The organism is Neptunitalea lumnitzerae (assembly GCF_027924185.1).
In the GTDB taxonomy this organism is placed as follows: domain Bacteria; phylum Bacteroidota; class Bacteroidia; order Flavobacteriales; family Flavobacteriaceae; genus Neptunitalea; species Neptunitalea lumnitzerae.
In genome coordinates, this window is record NZ_BRVO01000001.1 from 1,516,961 (window position 1) to 1,537,904 (window position 20,944).

At 34.8% G+C, this 20,944-nt stretch carries 18 protein-coding genes and 1 pseudogene; 3 read left to right on the plus strand and 16 right to left on the minus strand.

Annotated features, from left to right (window positions below; translation table 11 throughout):
• Positions 1-4: 4 nt before the first annotated feature.
• From Y10_RS06825 to Y10_RS06850, 6 genes are all read right to left on the minus strand, one after another.
• Positions 5-2,242, minus strand: a complete 2,238-nt coding sequence (locus Y10_RS06825) for an ATP-binding protein (protein ID WP_281764610.1) — start codon at positions 2,240-2,242, stop codon at positions 5-7.
• 84 nt (positions 2,243-2,326) lie between these two features.
• Positions 2,327-3,187 (minus strand): hypothetical protein, encoded by an 861-nt coding sequence (locus Y10_RS06830; protein ID WP_281764611.1) that lies wholly within the window; start codon positions 3,185-3,187, stop codon positions 2,327-2,329.
• 125 nt (positions 3,188-3,312) lie between these two features.
• Positions 3,313-5,112: an ABC transporter ATP-binding protein gene (locus Y10_RS06835; protein WP_281764612.1), complete on the minus strand. Its 1,800-nt coding sequence runs from the start codon at positions 5,110-5,112 to the stop codon at positions 3,313-3,315.
• Positions 5,063-6,796 carry an ABC transporter ATP-binding protein gene (locus Y10_RS06840; RefSeq protein ID WP_281764613.1) on the minus strand — a complete coding sequence of 578 codons (1,734 nt, stop codon included), beginning with the start codon at positions 6,794-6,796 and terminating at the stop codon, positions 5,063-5,065. The genes Y10_RS06835 and Y10_RS06840 overlap by 50 nt, the downstream gene beginning before the upstream one ends.
• An 80-nt stretch (positions 6,797-6,876) precedes the next feature.
• Positions 6,877-7,950 (minus strand): L-dopachrome tautomerase-related protein, encoded by a 1,074-nt coding sequence (locus Y10_RS06845; protein WP_281764614.1) that lies wholly within the window; start codon positions 7,948-7,950, stop codon positions 6,877-6,879.
• Between the two features lie 63 nt (positions 7,951-8,013).
• Positions 8,014-8,616, minus strand: a complete 603-nt coding sequence (locus tag Y10_RS06850; protein WP_281764615.1) for an NAD(P)H-dependent oxidoreductase — start codon at positions 8,614-8,616, stop codon at positions 8,014-8,016.
• A 99-nt stretch (positions 8,617-8,715) separates the two neighbouring features.
• Here Y10_RS06850 and Y10_RS06855 point away from each other — a divergent pair, with 99 nt between their 5' ends.
• A complete protein-coding gene (locus Y10_RS06855) occupies positions 8,716-9,615 on the plus strand; it encodes a LysR family transcriptional regulator (RefSeq protein WP_281764616.1) in 900 nt (299 codons plus the stop codon).
• A 124-nt stretch (positions 9,616-9,739) separates the two neighbouring features.
• Here Y10_RS06855 and Y10_RS06860 read toward each other — a convergent pair whose 3' ends face one another.
• Positions 9,740-11,887, minus strand: a complete 2,148-nt coding sequence (locus Y10_RS06860; RefSeq protein ID WP_281764617.1) for a glycoside hydrolase family 97 protein — start codon at positions 11,885-11,887, stop codon at positions 9,740-9,742.
• Between the two features lie 11 nt (positions 11,888-11,898).
• Positions 11,899-13,269, minus strand: a complete 1,371-nt coding sequence (locus Y10_RS06865; RefSeq protein ID WP_281764618.1) for an alpha-amylase family glycosyl hydrolase — start codon at positions 13,267-13,269, stop codon at positions 11,899-11,901.
• Between the two features lie 283 nt (positions 13,270-13,552).
• On the opposite strand from Y10_RS06865, the gene Y10_RS06870 reads away from it, so the two are divergent.
• Positions 13,553-15,184 (plus strand): DUF6377 domain-containing protein, encoded by a 1,632-nt coding sequence (locus Y10_RS06870; protein ID WP_281764619.1) that lies wholly within the window; start codon positions 13,553-13,555, stop codon positions 15,182-15,184.
• 41 nt (positions 15,185-15,225) lie between these two features.
• On the opposite strand, the gene Y10_RS06875 is transcribed toward Y10_RS06870, so the two are convergent.
• From Y10_RS06875 to Y10_RS06920, 8 genes and pseudogenes are all read right to left on the minus strand, one after another.
• Entirely contained in the window at positions 15,226-16,005 is a 780-nt protein-coding gene (locus Y10_RS06875; RefSeq protein WP_281764620.1) for a haloacid dehalogenase type II, read from the minus strand.
• Positions 16,006-16,056: 51 nt separating this feature from the next.
• The gene (locus tag Y10_RS06880; RefSeq protein WP_281764621.1) at positions 16,057-16,662 is read right to left on the minus strand and encodes a TetR/AcrR family transcriptional regulator; all 606 of its coding nucleotides are present in this window, start codon (positions 16,660-16,662) and stop codon (positions 16,057-16,059) included.
• Between the two features lie 179 nt (positions 16,663-16,841).
• Complete coding sequence (locus Y10_RS06885; protein ID WP_281764622.1) at positions 16,842-17,015, minus strand: hypothetical protein; 174 nt, start codon at positions 17,013-17,015, stop codon at positions 16,842-16,844.
• Positions 17,016-17,049: 34 nt separating this feature from the next.
• Positions 17,050-17,214, minus strand: coding sequence for a DUF1328 family protein (locus Y10_RS06890; RefSeq protein WP_281764623.1), 165 nt, complete (start codon positions 17,212-17,214; stop codon positions 17,050-17,052).
• Positions 17,215-17,659: 445 nt separating this feature from the next.
• The gene (fabD, locus tag Y10_RS06900; protein ID WP_281764625.1) at positions 17,660-18,547 is read right to left on the minus strand and encodes an ACP S-malonyltransferase; all 888 of its coding nucleotides are present in this window, start codon (positions 18,545-18,547) and stop codon (positions 17,660-17,662) included.
• A gap of 63 nt (positions 18,548-18,610) precedes the next feature.
• Positions 18,611-19,464, minus strand: a pseudogene (locus Y10_RS06910) (fructosamine kinase family protein).
• Positions 19,465-19,468: 4 nt separating this feature from the next.
• The gene (locus Y10_RS06915) at positions 19,469-19,954 is read right to left on the minus strand and encodes a dihydrofolate reductase (protein WP_281764627.1); all 486 of its coding nucleotides are present in this window, start codon (positions 19,952-19,954) and stop codon (positions 19,469-19,471) included.
• A 7-nt stretch (positions 19,955-19,961) separates the two neighbouring features.
• Positions 19,962-20,336, minus strand: a complete 375-nt coding sequence (locus tag Y10_RS06920; protein WP_281764628.1) for a 2TM domain-containing protein — start codon at positions 20,334-20,336, stop codon at positions 19,962-19,964.
• 121 nt (positions 20,337-20,457) lie between these two features.
• On the opposite strand from Y10_RS06920, the gene Y10_RS06925 reads away from it, so the two are divergent.
• Positions 20,458-20,937, plus strand: coding sequence for an SRPBCC family protein (locus Y10_RS06925; protein WP_281764629.1), 480 nt, complete (start codon positions 20,458-20,460; stop codon positions 20,935-20,937).
• Positions 20,938-20,944: the final 7 nt, after the last annotated feature.

Consider the following 20,944-nt stretch of genomic DNA (forward strand, 5'->3'; position numbering starts at 1 on the left):
ACCGCTAAGAAACCTTCATTGTTTTCTCTGAAAGATATTTTTCTAAGGTAATTTTTAGATTTTCAAACAGTACGGGTTTGGTAATAAAATCGTCCATACCCTCTGCCATAGCTGTTTTACGGTCTTCTTCAAAAGCACTTGCGGTAATTACAATAATAGGGATAGGGGTGGCCTGGTATTTTTTGGTTTGTTTTATTTGTTGGGCGGCTTCTATGCCATTCAGAACAGGCATATGAATGTCCATAAGAATCAAATCAAAATCTTCTTTTTCGTACAGGTCAACAGCTTCTTTTCCGTTGGGGGTAATTACGGTAGTTATTTGCAGTTTGGTAAGCATTCGCTCTATTACCAATTGGTTTATTTTGTTGTCTTCTGCCAACAACACGCGGTTACCTTTTAGTAGGGTATGTTTAGGGGTTTCGGTACCAATAATATTGGGGTGTACTTCATTTACCACTTCAAAAGTAAGGGTGAAGTAAAACTCGGTACCTTGGTTTAAGGTGCTCTCTAAATGCAACTGACCGCCCATAAGCTGTACTAGTTGGTTGCTAATGGTAAGTCCTAGTCCGGTACCACCATATTTTCTGGTGGTAGAAATATCGTTTTGTACAAAGGCTTCAAACAGTTTTTCCTGTTCGTTTTTGGCAATACCTATACCAGTATCTTTTACCGAAAATAATATACTAACGCAACTAGGTGTTTTAGAGGCCAAGGTTACATTTAGGCTTACATGGCCGCTATGCGTAAACTTAATACCGTTACTAATAATATTTAGTAATACTTGTTGTAAACGTAATACATCGCCCTTTATAAATTGTGGTATTGTAGTATCTATATGCATATTAAAGGCAATATTCTTTTCGCTTACTTGGTGTTTAAAAATGCCTTCTAAGTTTTTAAAAATTAAATGAATATTAAATACATTGTTTTCTAGCTTCATTTTATCTTCCTCTAGCTTAGAGTAGTCTAAAATCATATTTACTAACTCTAATAGGTGATTGGCAGAGTATTTAGCCAAGCTAATGTTTTGCTGTTGTACTTTGTTTAGCGGGTCTATTTCTATTACCTGAAGCATGCCAATAATACCATTTAAAGGGGTTCTAATTTCATGACTCATATTGGCAAGAAAACGCGATTTGTAATGGGCATTACGTTCCGACTTTTCCTTTTCTTCATTGAGTCTGCGGATGGTTTTGTTTAACGATTCTTTGAGTAGTTGAAAATTGGCAAATAGCTTTTGTATTTCAATAGACGACAATTTAAAGTCGGGTGTGGGTAGTTTTCTATCCGGGTTGTTTAGGAAATCACTTAAAATATAAAACCTGAAATTTTCGTTGAGTAATTTAATATCGTGGGTAAGCGTTTTTACCAAAAAGGCACTTACTAATATGGCTATAATGCCAATAAATAGGGTTTGAATGATAAGATAATTAGAGTTGGCTTTGGTTAAGGCCAACAACTTTTGCGATACCTCGCCCTTAATTTGAAATAAGGAATTGTTTAAACTGTCGTGTAGATGTTTTACATCGGTAATGAGTCCGGTTTCGTCATAAAACCCAAGAGCTTTGGTTTTGGTTACGTAGAGGTTAAACGTTTCAGCATAGTTTTTAAGTAAATCTTTACCATGTGTGTTCAGGTTGTTTTCTGTTAAGATGGTACTCACGAGGTGGTTGAACTTAGTTTGGTAGATGGTATCAGCCCTCAGCATAAAATCTTTTTCGTGTCTTCTTAGTTGTAAAATAGAAGCTTCAGGTATTGCAGATAAGCGTTCTATTTCGTGTGCCATGGTTCGCATTTTACCTTCAATACCATAGTCTTTAAAGCCTCTTTCTTGTATTGCTTTACGGGTAGTTTGTGATAGCGCTATTAATTGTTGGTACTGTTTCCTTACCTTAATTAGGGAGTCTTGCACCGTTAGACTTAACGTTTTGGACTCTTCTTGTAAGCGTAGTAAGGTTTGGTAATTAACTTTTAAATTGCTGAGGTAGTTGTCTATAGTTTCCTGTTTGTCTTGTGTATAAAACAGAGGATCTTTATAGCCTGCCAAAATGAAATTTTGGTAATGGATGAAATTTTCAGAAAACTTATTTTGTAATTCTGATAGCTGAAATGAGAATATAGAAACCTGATTGGTTTCCTTATCGGTACGCAAATATAGGAATAGCCATAGGGCTAGTATAAGTGCTAAACTGATAAAAGAAAGCCATATTTGAAAGGCTAAATTTTTAGTGCGAATCTTCAAAATTTTGGGGTTATTCTAAAATTTTGAAAATACTATCTAACCAATTCTTTTAGGTTACTGAAATATGAAATAAAGGTTAAACCTTTAAGCTTTTAGTGATACTTGCGGTTTTTTGTGGCTTATAAAATAGTAGGCTATAAAAATAACCAGCAAGGCGCTTAAAATAGATACTTCTAACCAGTACTCTAAAGGATGAATCCATATTTCTTTAAAGAGGTTCCAGCGTCCTAGTATTTCAATGAAATTCCAAAAGATAATTACTGTAGGTACGGCATATCTAATAGCGTAATCAAACTTTTTAATCTTTACAAGGGTTTTCATTAGGTATAACGACCATAATAAAGAGCCAAAGGCAGTGATGTACGTAATAGGGTGTTTGTCTCCGGCAATATCTTTGTCGTACACCATTAGAAGTACTAAATAGAAAGTCCATAAAATCATGATGGTTTCTATAAAGGTAACCAAAGCAAGAGGTCGGCCTTTATCTTTAGATTTTAAACTTTTTTTGATACCAATGTGCTTTTGTATCCAATTAAAAAATTGACATTTATTAGAAGAAAAGATGTAGAGTAAGAAGAAGGAACCTAACAGCCCAATGCTAGAGGGCATGATAAGATATTCTGGTTTTGTAACCACTGTACCATTTTCAGTAAGGGGTAATGTGCCAATTTTTTCAGCAATCCAAACAAAAGAAAATTCAATCCATCCGGTCCATACCAAGACACCGCCGAGTAACCCTAATAAGGTGGCTACCGATTTTTTCTGCTCAAAATAGAAGCCACTACGCAAAGCTATCACTCCTAAAAATCCTATAATAAAAGCACCTGATAGTTTATAATCTGCAAGTATTTGATCGTTGAGTACCATTAAGGCGTGCCCAATAGGCATAAAGAATAGAACAATAAGAAATGAGAGAATCCCTATTTTGTAATGCTGTAGTTTCATGTTTATTTAGATTGAATCTAAACAAATGTAAATAGAAATCTACTACGTATTTTCTTGAAATAACTTTATTACTTTTCCTATGATTTTTGTTAGCTGCTAAGGGTGTTTTTTAAGGGTTTCTTGAATTAAGATGATTTGTGTCCGCTAATAAGTTTTGCAACAGCATCCTGTAAAGAGCCAGCAGGTTCTACTTCTTTATTGTTGATAAAGAAAATTTCATCGGCATTTTCAATTGTATTTAAGCGGTGGGCTATAATTACTGTTGTGGTATGCGATGGTAGTTGCTGTAAAATTTTATCGAGCAACTGTTCGGTAACTGTATCAATATTAGCAGTGGCTTCGTCTAGTATTAAAATATCCGGATTTCTAAGTACGGCTCTTATAAATGCAATCACCTGCTTTTGCCCTAAACTAATACTATTGTTATCGCTTACAGTGGTATGTAAACCATCGTTAAACAAGCTTAATAGTTCTTCTAATCCGGAGGTTTTTAAAAGTTCGGTAAGTTGCGCATCCGAATAATTTACGTAAGCTTCATTACCGTATAAGATATTGTCTTTTACGGTACCTGAAAACAAAAACGGATCTTGTAGAATAAAACCAATTTTTTCTGCACGCTCTTTTGAACTATAGGTTTTTATGTTTTTACCATTTAAAAATATAGTACCCTCGGTAGGGTCAAACAAACGAGCAATTAAGGAAGCTGTAGTGGTTTTTCCACCACCAGTAGGGCCCACCAAAGCGTACGTTTTTCCTTTTTCAAAATGAAAGCTTACATTGTGTAATACCTCTTTTCCTTCTGGGTAGGCAAAATATACGTTGTTAAAACTTAGTGCAAACTCATGGGTTTCTTCAGTAGTAGGTAACGATTCCTGAACCAAATCGTTTTCCATGTTTAGTATTTGCGAAATTCTATCCCAGCCTGCCATAGCTAACTGAAAGTTTGTCCATAACGAGGCTATTTGTTGCAACGGCTTGTAGAAGCTATCCGAATAACTAATATAACTTACCAATATACCCACGGTAAAATCGCCATTGATTATTAAACTAATCCCATAAATAAGCACAATTAATTGTGCAAAATTGGCTCCCAATCCATACACAGGTACAAATAGGTTGTTAGCCAAGCCCGATTTAATAGAAGTCGTATAATTTTCGTTATTGGCTTTAGCAAAGCGCTTTCTAAAATAATCTCTACGGTTAAAGGCTATAATAACTTTAAAGTTATTCAAGCTTTCTTGTACTTCAGAACTTAAGTTGCCCGAGGCTTTTAGGCTTAATGCATTTCGTTTTTTAACCCATGGAGAAATTGCCATGGTGAAAATAAAGATGCAGATACCTGGTACTAAAGTAGCCATCCCTAATTTGGGGTGTATGGTAAGCAAAAATACCGCTGCGCCAATCATCATAGCCATATTACCCACAAACTGCATTAATGATTGTGAGAAAAACTGGTTGATTTTATCGGTGTCGTTGTTTACTCTGGAGATGATATCTCCTGTTTTATTTTGATTAAAAAAGGCAATGGGTAATTCCTGTAACTTATTAAACAACGCATTACGTAATGTAAATAGCATACGTTGCCCCACAGAGCCCATAACTTTGGTTTGCAAATATTGCGTAGCACTGGCAATAAGGTACATAAGTAAAATATACAGCGCATATTTTAATAAGCTCTTATAGTCGCCCGTTACCACCGCATGGTCTATAGCATACCCCACCAACAACGGAGCTACCAATTTAGAAGCCGCATTGATAATGATAATCACCAATGCCAGTAACAAGTTTTTACGTTCGTGCGGAATAAGCTGAAACAACTTACGTAAACCTTTTACGTTAGAAGTTTTCTTCTCTTTATCAAATAAGGTGTTCAGATTATAATTCATACGTACTGGTGCTTTGTTGTGAATTAAATATTTGAACATACTCCGGACTACTTTGCAGTAGGTCTTCATGTTTGCCAGAAGCCAGTAGTTCACCTTCCATTAACAGCAGTATGGTATCATAGTCTTTCACTGCATTTATTTTTTGTGTGACCGATAGTAAGGTAATATCTGGGTAATACGTGCGTAGGTTTTTCCAAATGGTTTGTTCCGTTTTGGTATCTACTCTTGCGGTAAAATCATCTAAAAATAAAATTTTAGGATTTTGCGCTAAAGCCCTTGCCAACATAATACGTTGTTTTTGTCCGCCCGATAGGGTAGTGCCACGTTCCGAAACATCGGTATCTAGCCCTTGTGGTAGGTCTTTTATAAAACCTGCTAAGTCTGCGGTTATAATTGCTTTTTCTAGGTCGGCATCACTTACATCATTGCTAAAAGAAATGTTTTCTCTAATACTCATGTTAAACATTACACTGTCTTGAAAAACCAATCCTACCTGCTTAAAAAAGGCATTGGTTTCAAACGCTTCCATGGGAGCATTGTTATATAAAACACTACCGGAATCTGGTAATAATAACCCAGTTAAAATATTTAGTAATTGTGTTTTTCCGGCTGCGGTAGGACCAATTATTGCGGTCCGTTGTCCGGGTTCAATGGTAAAACTTACATCCTTCAACACAGGCTTTTGTTCAAAAGACAGGTGAATGTTTTGCACTGAAATTTCACCTGTTAAATCATCGGTTTTGGTACCTGAATACTCTGTGTCTTCAGCTTCTAAAACATCTTTAATTCTGCTGTACGATGCAGTAGCCTGGGCTATAATATTGCTCATAAACCCAATAACCAAAATAGGAAAAATTAATAAAGCCAAGTAGCTTCTAAAAGCGGCAAAATCACCAAGGGTCATATCGTCTTCAATTACATAATGTCCTCCCAAAGTAAGAATGGTAAGGTTTGCTAAATTGGCTACCAAAATGATGATGGGAATTAACGAGGCGAATAAGGTAACTATAGAAATACCTAAGTTCTTAGCCTTATCATTCATTTGCATGAATTTGTAATATTCCAATTGCTGTGCGTTGATAACACGTATCAAAGCAGCGCCAATAATACTTTCACTAATAATATTGTTGAGTTTATCTATTACCTCTCTACTTTCGGTAAACAATACTTTTACTTTTTTAAGCACTAAATAGAATGCTACCCCAATAATAGGGATAATAGCAATTACAGTAAGTGCTAATTTCCAATCGATGGTTAATAGTAAAACACAGCCCCCAATAATAACAAAGGAAGAAGAGGTTATAGAAACCACCGCCTGTGATACAAATAGCTTTATAGAATCTATATCTGAGGTGAAGTTGGTTAATAATTTTGAAGGATTAGCCGACTGCACAAAAGCATGACTTTGATTGGATATTTTATTGGACAAGCGCGTACGCAAATCTCGGGCAACCTTTTCAGAGGTGTAGGTTTGTAAAATACTCTGTAGGTAGGTAAAAATAAAAATAACTACCACCACTATGCCAAACATTTTTAGCAAGGCATCTGAGTTAAATTGATTGTTGGTAAAATCATCAATTCCGTTTCCTATAATTTTAGGAATCCACAAATTGAGTCCGTTACTTACTAACGCAAAGATAACTAGCAGTACCACCAAACTACGGTAGGGCTGTAATATCTTAAATATATTCGGTTTTTTGGCTTTTGGTGATTTAGATTTCACTTACGTATGTTCGTTAAGATGAATAACTAAATTCAAAAGTATAATTATTTTTTGGTTATGTGTTTTAAGCCTATGGTAAATTATAGTTTCACCTTATAAATCGTAAACTCCATATCAGAGATATCTCCTTTCACTTCATGAATGCGGGAGTTGGTATAGTATAGAAAACCATCAAAAATACTAAAGGTATCTGCCCATTTAACGTGGTCTCCTTCTAGTAGTGTTTTTAATTCTCCGGCAGGTGTTACGTAATTAATTTTATCATTTTCTATATCGGCTAAGTAGAGGTTTCCTTTGTTGTCGAAAATCATACCATCGGGTGCTCCGGTAGTAGCAATTTTGGTTACACTTTCTTCAATGCCTTTTTCAGTTCCGTTACGTAGGGAGTCGGTAGGTACGGCATATAACGTGTAGCCCGTTAAGGCATGGTAAAATAAGCTATCGTTTTTTAAAGCTATACCATCGGAGTGTACGGTACGTTTTTGGGTTTCGCCATTAAAGGTTAATTCATGTACTTCTGCACTGGTAGAAGTGTGTGCATCTAGCAGGCGCTTACTGGTATTTGTGTCTAAGTTATACACCACCAAACCGGGGGCTGCACTATCTGTAAAATAAAGACTGTTGTGTTTGGTGTCTATACGTATATCATTAATGTATGAGGTAGGCTTGTAACTACCTTCGGTAAGTTTTAAAATGCTTTGAAGTTGATTGGTATTAAGGTTAAACACAAAAACTCTGGGTGTATCCAATACTTTTTTAAATTGTGGGTTTCGGGTATCTACCACATACAATAAACTGTCTGTAGCTACTACCGATTGCACTGCTACAAAAGTAGAGTCGGTAATAGGTTGGCCAATTTCCCAGGTGTTCCAATCGGCATTAGGGTAGGGCTTAGGAATATCGTTTTCAAAAACTTCTATAACCGAATTGTGTACTCCTTTTCTCCATCTAGGGAAGTTGGCAAAAATTCGTCCGGTTTCAGTTACGGTAATACCAGTAACTTGTTGTCCTTTAAAGCGGGCAACCTCAATAGCAGTATTTGCTTTTGCTATGGTGTCGTTTATTTCTTCTTCCTTTTTTGTTTTAGTAGTATGGCAAGAGGTTAATAGTATTGTAAATAAAACAGGAAGCAGTTTAGTTATGTATCGTTTCATTTTTTTATTTAAAAATAAATAAGTTGGCTTTAGAAACCAACTTATTAAGGAAACTTAACTGTTTTAGTTAATAAACAATGTGTTTAAATGTGTAAGATATTCTTTTTTCAATGCTTCAATACGTTTGGTACCTCCGTTTTTTTCAACATCGTGAAAGTGCATGCTAGGAAGTGCTTCCATAGCGATAAACTCGTTCATTCTATGAAACCCAAATAGAATACCATCATCTACACTTGTTTCTTTAAAAAATTCACCTGGTAATGTGAAGGCTGTTTCAGGAGCATTCCAGCTGGTGGTGACCATGTATTTTTTACCATGTAGTAAACCTCCTTTGCCGTAATTAACATTAGGGTTATCACTTTTTCTACCGTCGCTATAATACATGCCTTTCCTATGTCCGGCAGTAAAAACTTTATCTATATATTCTTTTAAAGCAAATGGCATAGCAAACCACCATATAGGAAAATGGTATATTACAATGTCTGCCCATAAGTATTTATCTACTTCACTTTCTAAATCATAAGGTTCATTAATGTCTGTTATTTTTAATTCAAAAGAGTTGTTACGAGTAAAAAACTCTTGGTCTAGTTCTAATAAGGTTTTGTTGAATCTGCCTGGAGAGTGTGCAAATATTTTGCCTCCATTTATTACAAAAATTTTCTTCATACTTTCTTGATTATAATTATTTCAGACAAATTTATGGAGATGTGTTTTCTAATAAAAATAATATAAATTTGCAATTAGTATAATAAAAGTTATAGATGTATGGTGGCTAATTTAGAATGGTTTAGAACTTTTAAGGCAATCTATGAAACCGGGACAATGAGTGGAGCAGCTAAAGAACTCTATATTTCGCAACCAGGGGTAGGCTTACATTTAAATGCATTGGAAGCCTATACAGGTTTTGCCTTATTTGAGCGTACTGCTAGAAAAATGATACCTACGGAAAGAGGTAGTTTACTCTACCAGCAGATAAATGCATCTCTTGTAAATCTCACGGACATTGAAGGTAGGTTCAAAAAAAAATCTGGAGAGGAACGGCTTACCGTTAGTGTAGGGATGTGTGTTGAAACGTTTCAGCAGGCCTTGGAAAAGCACATACCTACATTAGACTTTAATTTAATTATGCAGTTTGACTCTAATGAGAAATTAGTAACAGCTTTGGAAAATGGAGCTATAGATTTGATATTAACTTCTGAAACAAGAGGTAATAATTTATTAAGTTTTACACCTTATACAACTGAAAAATTAATGCTTATAGCGGGTAAAGAAATGAAAAAGGAACTAGAAGAGATGCCTGATATGCAAGATTTTAAAACATTTAAAAAATGGTTAAAGGAGCAGCTCTGGTATAATACTGCTGCAGACATGAAGCTTCTTATAAAGTTTTGGGAGCAAAACTTTAAGGAACTTCCAGACTTTTTACCAAACTATATTGTGCCTAATAAGTTTTCTATTATCAGATGTTTATCTGCAGGGAAAGGACTAGCGGTATTGCCCGATTACTTATGTCAAAAGGCATTAGAGACTGATGAAATAACAGTAGTATGGGAAGGGTATTCTCCTGTTGAAAATCCGTTATACTTTGGGAAAAGAAAAAAGACTTTATTAATGAAAGAGATTTTGCATTTGGAAAATTTACTATTAAAAGAGTTTAGTAAATAAGTGAAGTTTGATAAAAAAGCAACTCCTATCAAAAGGAGTTGCTTCGTTTTTTGGTTTGTGCCAAAATAACATGTTGGAGGTTTATGCGTTGTTACAGCACATAAACAGCTTTAAGTGTTTATTGTTATCGGATTCTTTTTAATCCTTTTAGTTCTTCTTTACTTGTAGGAGCTTTAATGCTTATAGCAAACCCGCCGCTACGTGCTATCCATTGTTTAAGTTCACTTTTAGAAGTAACCACAACTTTAGTAATGGTATATGCCATGGAGTTTTTATCAAAGCTAGCATCTTTAGCATCGGCATAAATGGTAGCAATAAATTTTTCTCCTTCTGGTAAAAAGCTAAAGTCTACTGTGGCAGTACGTTCGTTTTCATCGGTAATAGCACCCACAAACCAAGCATCTTTACCTTTAGCTTTTCTGGCAATGGTGATATAATCGCCTGGCTCTGCTTCTAGAATATAAGTGTTGTCCCAATCTACCGCTACGTCTTTAATAAACTGAAAGGCATCTGAAAAACGCTTGTAGTTATCTGGTATATCTGCTGCCATTTGTAACGGACTATACATGGTAACATAATACGCCAATTGTTTGGCGAGGGTAGTGTTTACTCTTTGCGTACTTCCTATACCATAATAACTTAAATCAGTTTGAAATATCCCTGGAGTAAAATCCATTGGGCCACCCATTAAACGGGTAAACGGTAATATGGTTGTATGGTCTGGGTTTAAGCCTTGCATAGCTTCAAACTCGGTACCTCTTGCGGACTCTTGCGCAATCCAGTTAGGATACGTTCTATGTAAACCAGTAGGTCGTACAGCTTCATGACTATTTACCATTACTTTATAATCGGCTGCTCTTTTAGCTACATGAATATAATGGTTCACCATCCATTGTGAGTCGTGATGCTCACCTCTAGGGATAATTTGTCCAACATATCCTGTTTTTACTGCATGATACCCATTATCTGCCATAAACTGAAAAGCTCTGTCTAAACGACGCTCATAGTTAGTAGCCGATGCAGACGTTTCATGGTGCATAATTAATTGTACCCCTTTACTAGCAGCATACACTTTTAACTCTTGTACATCAAAATCTGGGTACGGAGTAACAAAGTCAAAAACTTCTTCTTTCCAGTTACCAATCCAGTCTTCCCATCCAATATTCCAACCTTCTACCAATACACCATCGATACCATTTTCTGCAGCAAAGTCTATATATTCTTTTACATGGTCAGTGGTAGCACCATGCTTTCCATTAGGAGTTAGTTTCGTAAAATCGTCTGAAAGTTTTACGTTATTTTCTTTACCATATGCCCAAGTACTTTTGCCTGCTACAAAGTATTCCCACCATACGCCAATATATTTCATTGGTTTAATCCATGAGGTATCTTGGTAATCGGTAGGCTCATTTAAATTTAATATAAGGTTAGAGGCTAATATATCTCTGGCATCATCACTTACAATAATGGTTCTCCATGGGGTTTGCGTTTGCGTTTGCATATACCCTTTGTTACCCACTGCATCAGGTGTTAAGTGCGACTTCATTGCAAAGGTTTCTGGGTCTACCTCAAGTGCCATTGCCGGGTAGTTAACCAAAGCAGCTTCGTGAATATTAATGTACAAGCCGTCTTCAGATTTCATCATAGAAGGTGTTTGTACCGAGGTAGTTTCAATAGGACTTTGCGCACTGATGTACTCAATACCTTCCTTTTGTATTGCTGCTATTTCTGAAATTTTAGAGGTTTTGTACGCATACTCATTGGTGTCATAATCTCCTGGAATCCAAAATATTTTATGATTTCCTGCTAACTGAAATTGCGTATGTTCCTCTTTAATCACAAAGTATTTTAGGTGGTCTTGCTTAGGGAATTCATATCTAAAACCAAGCCCATCATTAAAAAGGCGGAACCTTACTAAAAGGGTTCTGTTTTCAGAGGGCTGGTTTAAGGTAATCAAGAGTTCTTTATAGTGATTTACTATGGTTTTCTGCTCTCCCCATACCGGATTCCAAGTAGTGTTTGTTTCCGTCTCTTTGGTCTCGGTAATTTCAAAATTGTTTAAAAACGAAGCACCTCTGGTTAATTCTATCCCCAGTGTACTTGGTTTAATAACAGCCTTACCTTTGTAGGTAAGACTGTATTGAGGGGTGCCTTCATCGGTAAGATGAAATGATAAAGTCAACTCGTTGTTAGGAGATGTAATAGTTTGTGCCTGGGAAAATATGACTAGCATTAAACATGCTAGCAGTACTATTATTTTTTTTGTAGTCATGATCATGTGCATTAGTTATGTACTACAATATATTGGTAAGGAGCTAAAGCTACTGTTCCGTCTGTTGTAAAATCAGTACCCGAATATGCATCTACCCATCCTGTTTGTGATAGACCTTCTGGTAAGGTGTAGGTTGTATTGTTGTTAGCAACATTTACCATTACTAGCACAGTTTCAGTAGTAGTTTCCATAGTGAACGCCACAACCGATCCGTTACTATATCCCGTAAACGTTCCTGTTTTTAAAGCTTCACTGTTTTGTCTGAAAGCTAATATTTTTTGATATTCAGCATATACATCATAGTCAGCCATACTCCAATCAATTGGGTCTGGAGAGAAAAATGTTAATTGTTGGTTATAACCAACTTCCTGACCGTTGTAGATAAATGGAACCGATCTCATATAAGAAGCTAATACAAAAGCAGCATTAGCACCCTGCTGACCACCAAAAAGCGCATTTGGAGTGCCATCGGTATGGTTTACATCGTGGTTTGTAGTGTAACGTACAATTCTATCTGTTTCGGCAACTGAGCTATATGCCGTTTCACTAGATGATTGTAAACCATTTGCGTTACCACTGTTAAAAGCTGTTTTTAATGCACCGTAATAATTAAACCCGAATATATAATCAAAACCAGCATCAAAATGATTGGTTCTGTCCCCTTCAGCTAAAAATAACATCTCTTGGTTTTTGATAGTTCTTAAGGCTGCAATACCATCTGAATAGAAAGCAAAAGGCATTCCGTCTGCATAATCAAATCTAAACCCGTCAATATTGGTATTATACACCCAATACGCTAAGGCATCTACCATAGCCTCTCTTACGTTAAACATGGTGTAGTTTAATTGGGCAACATCTGTATAATTTGTGTTTGGGGGAGAAATAATATTTCCTTCATTATCTTGTTGATAATATTCAGGATGTTCTGTAATCCATGGGTGGTCCCATGCAGTGTGGTTAGCTACCCAGTCCAATATTACTGCCATGTCTAAACTATGTGCAGTTTCTACCAAGGTTCTTAAATCTGCTAACGTTCCTAAGTTCGGATTTACCGAGGTATAATCTTTTACGCTATAAGGAGAACCAATAGAATTTACTTCTCCTATTGGGTATATAGGCATTAGGTAAACTACATTAGCTCCTAAGTTCTTAATGTGTTGTAAATTTGCTGTAACAGCGTTTAAAGTACCTTCATCTGAAAATGAAGTAATGTTTACCTGATAAATAATAGCATCTTCTTTAGATGGCATATTAGTAAAGGTTTCGCCATACTGTTCATAATCAAATGAAACTTGTTGAGTGTTATCATCATCTGAGTCGCAAGAGATACTAAAGAACCCTACGGCTAAGATTAAAAGAAAAGGGATGAATATTCTTTTCATAATTTGTTTAAATAAATGATTTAACTTGTATATTTTGTTTGTTAGCCCAAAAATAGCTACAACGATGTACTATTAGAAAAGGTAAGACTGTAAATCAAGGTTTTTATTTGATTAAAGTGTTGTTTTATAGTTTTTTAAGTAAATTTTAAGGGTTCGAAATCAAGATTTTTTTTAAATATTTCAAGGTGATATAAGTTATATTTTTAGTAGTTTTTTAAATGATAACGATTTCTTTTGTAACATTGCAAAAAGGTATGGGGCAAACTAAAGTGTAAGATGATATATGCATAAAGAGGAGAGAAGACAAATGTTATGTTTGGTATGGATGCTTATGGGTTTTTTGTTGCTAATGCCTATAACAAATGCTTATGGACAAGATAAAAAGTTATTAAAAGAACTAGATGCCGTTATAAGGGAAAGTGTCCGGTACCAGAATGATAAATATGCTAGCATAGAAAAACTAAAGCCAAGCATCACCCAATATACTTATGCAGGTAATCAGGTAGCGCTATTAGCTACGTATACAACCCTCTTTAGAACCTATCGCTCTTTTCAGTATGATTCTGCTTATTTGTATTTAGATAAAGCGAAGCAATTGGCTACAGTAATACATGCTAACGATACATTAAGCGATTTACAAATAGAGGAAGGTTTTATATTAATGTCGGCTGGTTTGTTTAAAGAAGGACTTGATGTGTTAGAAAGCATTGATGTGAGTGCCTTAGATACTATACAAAGTTTTAAGTACTATAATACCAAAGCACGTACCTATTTTGATTTAGCAGCGTATACAGATGATGATAGGTTTAGTATACAGTATGTTCAAAAAGGAAATACTTTGCTAAATAAAGCTATTGCATTTACCGATAAAGATTCTCCAGAGTATTGGAGTTCTATAGCGCTTAGGTACCTTATGATAAGAGATTGGGATAATGCCCATAAAAGTTTTACGTATTGGTTAGATAATTTTGAACTTTCACCAGAGGCGTATGCTATTGCCACTTCTTCGTTAGCCTATGTATATGAAATGACTGGAGATAAGGATAAGCAGATGAACTACCTTATTAAAGCGGCAATAACCGATATAAAGCATGGCATAAAGGAAACGGTAGCCTTACAGAACTTAGCCATTATTTTATATGATAAGAATGATGTAGCGCGTGCTTATACCTACATCAGTCAGGCAATGGAAGATGCTTCTTTTTATAATGCCAGACATAGAAAACTAACAATATCATCTATATTACCCATTATAGAGGAGGCTCAGCTAATGCAAATGGAACAGCAAAAAAGCAAGTTAAGTTTTGTTGTTGTTATTTTAGGAGTATTAGCGGTGTTAAGTGTAGTGCTTCTGTTGGTATTGATAAAGCAATTAAAAGAAAAAAATGCTTCTAGAAGTATGTTAGAAGCTAGTAACCAAAAGTTGCAAGAACTGAATAGAGACTTGCATGAGGTAGACAGTATTAAACAAGAGTATATAGCGTATTTTTTAAAAACATCTTCTTCTTTATTAAATAAGATAGATTCTATGCAAAAAATTGCCCACCAAAAAGTAATAGTTAATAGAACTTCTGAGTTATTAAAGAGTTTGCGAAAATATAATGTTAAGAATGAACGTGCTTTTCTGTTTCAGCAATTTGATGAGGTATTTCTACAACTTTTTCCATCGTTTATCACAAGATATAATGAGTTGTTTTCTGAAGAAAATAGGATTGTAATAGCAGAAGGAAAAGGTATGAATACAGAAGTTAGAATTTTTGCACTGTATAGACTTGGAGTTCAAGATAGTCAGCAGGTAGCGGAGTTTTTAGATTTATCTGTCAATACCATTTACAGTTATAAAGCAAGGGTAAAAGCAAAATCGTTGTACAAAGAAGACTTTGAAGCTAAAATTATGGAAATTAAACAGCTTTAAATATAAGAGGTGATTAGTATCACCTCTTTAGTTATAAACCTTTACAGATTAATCAATTTTTTAGAGATACGAGATAAATCAAATTCATTAAGCTCTGGAGAAGGGGCTAAGGGGTATAGCTGAGCTCCGGGTCTGTTAACAAAAGCTGCACGCCAACCTGCTGCAAGAGCACCCGCAATGTCCCATCCGTGAGCGGCTATAAGCATGGATTCACTAGGTTCAATATTCATTTGCCTAGAAGCCCAAGCGTATGTTTCATGATGAGGTTTAAATTTTCCAAGGGCATCTATGCTTAACATCTTGTCAAAGTAGTGTGTTAGACCGGCATTTTTAAATTGGGTACTAACACCCTTTTGTGATGAGTTGGTGAATGATACTAATGTATAATTATTTTTTTTAAGTAGTTCTAGTGCTTCAATAACTTCTGGGTGTGGGGGTAATGATCTTAATGGAGGGATGATAATGTTTTCAGCCTCTTTTTGTGAAATTTTTATGTTATTGTTAGCGGCAACCATTACCAATGCGGCTGCACCAATTTTACCAAAGTCATCATATTGGCGAGTAACAGTAGTTACCAAAGAGTATTGTAACATTGTGGTAAACCATAACTTTAATAAATCCGTATTTCCATTTAAAGCATTAGAAACATTTGTTTTCATAGCTGTTAGGTCTAGCAATGTTTCGTTTACATCAAAAAATAAGACTTTTGGTCTTTTATTGGGGGTGCTGCTTAGTTCTTCTGCACTAGCAAAAGTAGGGGTGGTGATTCCTGCAATACCTGCTAAACTTGCTTTTTTAATAAATGATCTTCTTGAACTCATAGGTGTTAATTTTAAAAACATACTTAGCGGTATGTTTTGGGTTAAAAAAAATTATAGTGAATCTATATAGTTTTCTAAGGCTAGTATATATTGGTTTATAATAATGTCGTTACCATTATATAGTTTTCTAATGCCTCGTACGCCTTCAAAAGTGCTAATTAAATAAAGGGCTGTAGCATTACTGTTGATGTTTTGTTTTATTTCTTTATTAAATTTACCCTTTTCAATAAGCTCAGCAAGTGCATGTTGCCACTCTTCAATAATATTTTTTAGTGCATTTTGGTATAGTACATCCGTATTTCCAATTTCATGGATAAAGTTGTTTACTGGGCAACCTAAATTTTTTTCGATTGATGAAAAAGATTGTATCCTTTCTACAAAAAGTAGTTTAAGAAGTTCTTTACTAGGTGTATCAGGATGATTATAAATGGGAGCAATCATACCAGTAAGAATACGATCTTTAATTTTTTGCTGAATAACAGTGGCTCCTAATTCTTTTTTGTTTTTAAAATGGTGGTAAAACGCACCCTTAGTCAACTTCAAATCAGAAGTAATAGTGTCTATGCTTGTGTTGTTAAAACCATACTGGTAAAAGCGTTCAAAAGCTTTCGTTACAATAAGATTCTTTGTTATTTCTGATTTTACATCTTGCTTCATAATTACAAATATACAAAAACATACTTACTAGTATGTTTTGATGAAAAAAATAAACGCATTTTAATTTTTAAAATGCGTTTATTCTAAACTTTATAAAGTTTCACGATAATCGATAGTAAAATCGATTCTTGTAGTACCTAGATTATGGGGGTTACCATAAAATAGCATACCTAATATCTTTAATCAACAGCGTCTTCTACGTCGTCGGCTGCATCTTCAATGCCGTCTCCTACGTCATCGGCTGCATCCTCAATTTTCTCTCCTGTTGTTTTGTTCTCTCTACAACTTACAAAAGTTGTGGTGGCAGATAATGTCATAAACATTACCATAACCGTTAAAAATGTTTTCTTCATAGCTTTTATTTTTTTTAGGTTAATTAATGTTATCTTAGTATTTTCTTGCTCCTCTGGTTAATAGAGAAATAACAAATAATACTAAAAATACAAAGAATAAAATTTTAGCAATTCCTGCAGCTGCTCCTGCTATTCCACCAAATCCTAAAACTGCGGCTACTAGAGCAATAACGATAAATGTAATAGACCATCTTAACATAACTTTCTTTTTTTTAAATTAATATGATATAAAGATACTGGTCATTTGTTCTGAAAATTTTATTTTAAAAGTATTTAACGTTATTCTCAAAATAAATGTTAAACCGTTGATTTTATGATAATTATTAACACTTTATTTGGATTTCTGTGTAAAAAGTGTATTATTGGGTACGAATCAAAATTTTATACCATTTCATGAAACTGATTAAAGTTCAAAGAAGAACTAAACAGGAAAAAAGGTTTTCAGAAGATATGGGTATGTTAAATGCAAAGGTTACCTACATAAAAAAAACATTTGCAAGCGTACCGTACAAAACTTTGCATAAGTACCGTGAAACGTACTATGGAAAAGTAAAAGATTGCAGCGATTGTGTAATTGATCTTTAAATAATAAAAAAAATCCCTTTCATTTGAAAGGGATTTTTTATTTGGTACTTACTGTATTGTTATTCTTCTATAGTTGCAGAAGCAACATCCGAAGCTCTGTTGATTTTTTTAACCAATCCTTGTAATACTTTACCTGGGCCTACTTCTGTAAATAACGTAGCGCCATCTGCAATCATTTGCTCAACACTTTGTGTCCATTTAACCGGAGCAGTAAGTTGTGCAATTAAATTCTTTTTAATTTCAGAAGGATCTGTAACAGCAGTAGTAGTTACATTTTGATAAATAGGACACGTTGGTGTATTAAATGTAGTAGCTTCAATAGCTGCTGCTAATTCTTCACGTGCTGGCTCCATTAGTGGAGAGTGGAATGCACCTCCTACAGGTAATACCAAAGCTCTTTTAGCTCCTGCTTCTTTCATTTTCTCACAAGCTGCGTTGATAGCTTCTATTTCTCCTGAGATAACTAATTGCCCTGGGCAGTTATAGTTTGCAGGTACCACTACACCTTCTATTTCTGCACAAATTTTTTCTACTTCTGCATCTGGTAGGGCTAATACTGCAGCCATAGTACTTGGGGTTACTTCACAAGCTTTTTGCATTGCCATAGCTCTTTTAGAAACTAAGGTAAGTGCATCTTCAAACTGTAAAGTGCCATTGGCTACTAAAGCAGAGAATTCTCCTAAAGAGTGACCAGCAACCATGTCTGGTTTAAAGCTGTCTCCTAATACTTTGCTTAAAATTACTGAATGTAAAAATATAGCAGGTTGTGTTACCTTAGTTTGCTTAAGGTCTTCCGCAGTACCTTCAAACATAATGTCGGTAATATGAAATCCTAAAATGTCATTAGCTTTTTCAAAAAGCTCTTGCGCTAAAGGACTCTTTTCATATAGGTCTAACCCCATTCCTACAAATTGTGCTCCCTGTCCGGGAAATATGTATGCATTCATAATTTTCTATTTAATTGATGGCAAATTTATAAAATTCTAATCTATTGAAGTTTAAACTGGCAATTATCTATTGTAATTATTGTAAATTCTCTTTACACTCCCAAGATAACTTGACCCAAAAAGGTTTAAGTGTACTAATAAATAATAGAGTTGCCATATATCTAATCGTTTTTTCCAACCATTTTGTAGCGGGAATGTATTGTGGTAAGATTTAAATAGTGTTTCTGAAAACCACCAAACAAATGCATCATGGCTATATCCATTTCTCTTGGGGCGTATGCAACAGCAGGGTCTATAAGACAAGGATTCCCGTTTTGATTCACCAAGTAATTACCACTCCACAAATCACCATGAATAAGAGAGGCTGGCTCATCTGGTATTTCAGCCTTGATATTCTTATAAAACGTGTGTAAGTTGCCAAAGGTAAAACCGTTTTTAGCAGCCATTTGAAACTGTGGTTCTAGTCTTTTTTCTATATAAAACTCCGGTGCCTTTGTGTAATTACCTTTATTATATTGGGGTAGGCTTCCTATATAGTTATCTGTTTCTAATCCGAATACAGAATGCTCCTTTTTATGAAGTAGCGCCAATTGTTGACCGAAATCTTCCCAAAAAGAGCTAGACGGAGATTCGGTAACAATGTGCTCCATTATAATATAGGAGGTACTTTCTAACTGGCCTGTACTATATACCTCGGGTATTACAATGCAATTAGTTTTTTTAAGAAGCCCTAGGCCTACAGATTCCGCTTCAAACATTCCCGGAAAGGTATGTGCATTATTTATTTTAATAACCCTGTTTCCTTCAGAGGTAGCTAGTAAATAGGTGTCATTAATATCTCCGCCAGATAAAGCGGTATAATTGCTTAATTGAAACCCCTCTTTTAAAGCTATCTTATGTAGAATTTCTGAACCGATGCTTTTATTTTTTTCTTAAATAAGTTTCATAGGTAAATGAATAGGCGTGTTTTGCATCCTTATCATGAAATTCAGAATTCATTATTTTCCAATTTTGTGGTTTTATTTCAGGGAAAAAGGTGTCTGCCTCAAAACTGCCATGCACTCTAGTTAACTCAACACAGTCTGCGTAGGGTAGCCCTAATTTATAAATTTCGCCACCCCCTATAATGTAAGGTTTGTCATCGTTTTTGGCTATAGCCAAAGCATCCTCCATAGAGTTAACCACAATACAACCCTTAGGACTATAGTCTGTACTTCTGGTAATAACAACATGAGTTCTGTTAGGTAATGGTTTTGGAAAACTTTCAAAGGTTTTACGCCCCATGATAATGTGGTGACCAGTAGTTAATTGCTTAAAACGTTTAAAATCGTCTGGCAAGTGCCAAACCAAATCATTGTCTTTACCCAATTCATTGTTTTCGGCTGCTGCGGCAATGAGAGTTAGCATATTATTACTATTTTTTTGGGATTAATGGATATTCTTTATCTACTTCTTCTTGTAATTTAGCTATTCTTCTTTTTTGTATTTTAACAAGCTTATCTCTTTGCGCTCTTTGCCATTCTTGCCCTAAAAATCTATTAATAATAAATACATTTATGGCGTGGATACAAACTAAAAATGCCCAAACGGTCATAGCCCAAAGCGCCCAATTGGTTTCTGGGTAATAGTTTAAAACTTTATTAAATAACAATAGGAAAATGCTCCCTACAAGAAATAATATGGCGTGAATATATAAAAACCTTTTTTGTTTTATTCTTTTTTGTGCAGTTTCTATAAGTTCATGCTGTGATATTTCTAAAGTATCTTCTTTTTTCTTTTGGGTGGTCATAATCGTGTTTTTTATAAAGATACAATTTTCTTTAGCTGAGTGCTTGTAGGTTTTTATAAATGTGAGTTAAAAATACTTAGAGATATCTAAATAATGTAAATCACTGTATTACATTTGTTGTATGCCAATAATAGAATTAAAAACCTATATAAATGCTCCCATAGAAACGGTATTTAATTTATCTAGAAGTGTAGCGCTTCATACATATTCTACTATTAAAACTAATGAAGAGGCTGTAGATGGTGTTACCGAGGGATTATTAAAAGAAGGTGATACGGTTACTTGGAGAGCTAAACATTTTGGAGTTTACCAATATTTAACGGTTGCAATAACGGCCTATGATTTTCCGTGTTTTTTTCAAGATAGTATGCTGAAAGGCATTTTTAAACAAATGGAACATCAACATTTTTTTACTAAAGTGGGTGAAGCAGTTTGTATGCATGATATTTTTGAATATAAAGCCCCTTTAGGAATTTTGGGTACTGTGGCAGATGTATTATTTTTGAAGCGTTATATGTACAATTTTTTAAAAGAAAGAAATAGAATTATAAAACAGGTTGCCGAAAATGATGAAGCCTCTTTGCAATTCTTAAACAAATAAAATCCTT

Coding starts and splice junctions, on each gene's coding strand:
- Y10_RS06885 (WP_281764622.1), bottom strand. CDS start 17,015: ATGAAGAAAACATTTTTAACGGTTATGGTAATGTTTATGACATTATCT.
- Y10_RS06890 (WP_281764623.1), bottom strand. CDS start 17,214: ATGTTAAGATGGTCTATTACATTTATCGTTATTGCTCTAGTAGCCGCA.
- Y10_RS06865 (WP_281764618.1), bottom strand. CDS start 13,269: ATGAAAAGAATATTCATCCCTTTTCTTTTAATCTTAGCCGTAGGGTTC.
- Y10_RS06860 (WP_281764617.1), bottom strand. CDS start 11,887: ATGACTACAAAAAAAATAATAGTACTGCTAGCATGTTTAATGCTAGTC.
- fabD (WP_281764625.1), bottom strand. CDS start 18,547: ATGAATGCATACATATTTCCCGGACAGGGAGCACAATTTGTAGGAATG.
- Y10_RS06875 (WP_281764620.1), bottom strand. CDS start 16,005: ATGAGTTCAAGAAGATCATTTATTAAAAAAGCAAGTTTAGCAGGTATT.
- Y10_RS06855 (WP_281764616.1), top strand. CDS start 8,716: ATGGTGGCTAATTTAGAATGGTTTAGAACTTTTAAGGCAATCTATGAA.
- Y10_RS06925 (WP_281764629.1), top strand. CDS start 20,458: ATGCCAATAATAGAATTAAAAACCTATATAAATGCTCCCATAGAAACG.
- Y10_RS06870 (WP_281764619.1), top strand. CDS start 13,553: ATGCATAAAGAGGAGAGAAGACAAATGTTATGTTTGGTATGGATGCTT.
- Y10_RS06915 (WP_281764627.1), bottom strand. CDS start 19,954: ATGCTAACTCTCATTGCCGCAGCAGCCGAAAACAATGAATTGGGTAAA.
- Y10_RS06835 (WP_281764612.1), bottom strand. CDS start 5,112: ATGTTCAAATATTTAATTCACAACAAAGCACCAGTACGTATGAATTAT.
- Y10_RS06850 (WP_281764615.1), bottom strand. CDS start 8,616: ATGAAGAAAATTTTTGTAATAAATGGAGGCAAAATATTTGCACACTCT.
- Y10_RS06920 (WP_281764628.1), bottom strand. CDS start 20,336: ATGACCACCCAAAAGAAAAAAGAAGATACTTTAGAAATATCACAGCAT.
- Y10_RS06880 (WP_281764621.1), bottom strand. CDS start 16,662: ATGAAGCAAGATGTAAAATCAGAAATAACAAAGAATCTTATTGTAACG.
- Y10_RS06845 (WP_281764614.1), bottom strand. CDS start 7,950: ATGAAACGATACATAACTAAACTGCTTCCTGTTTTATTTACAATACTA.
- Y10_RS06830 (WP_281764611.1), bottom strand. CDS start 3,187: ATGAAACTACAGCATTACAAAATAGGGATTCTCTCATTTCTTATTGTT.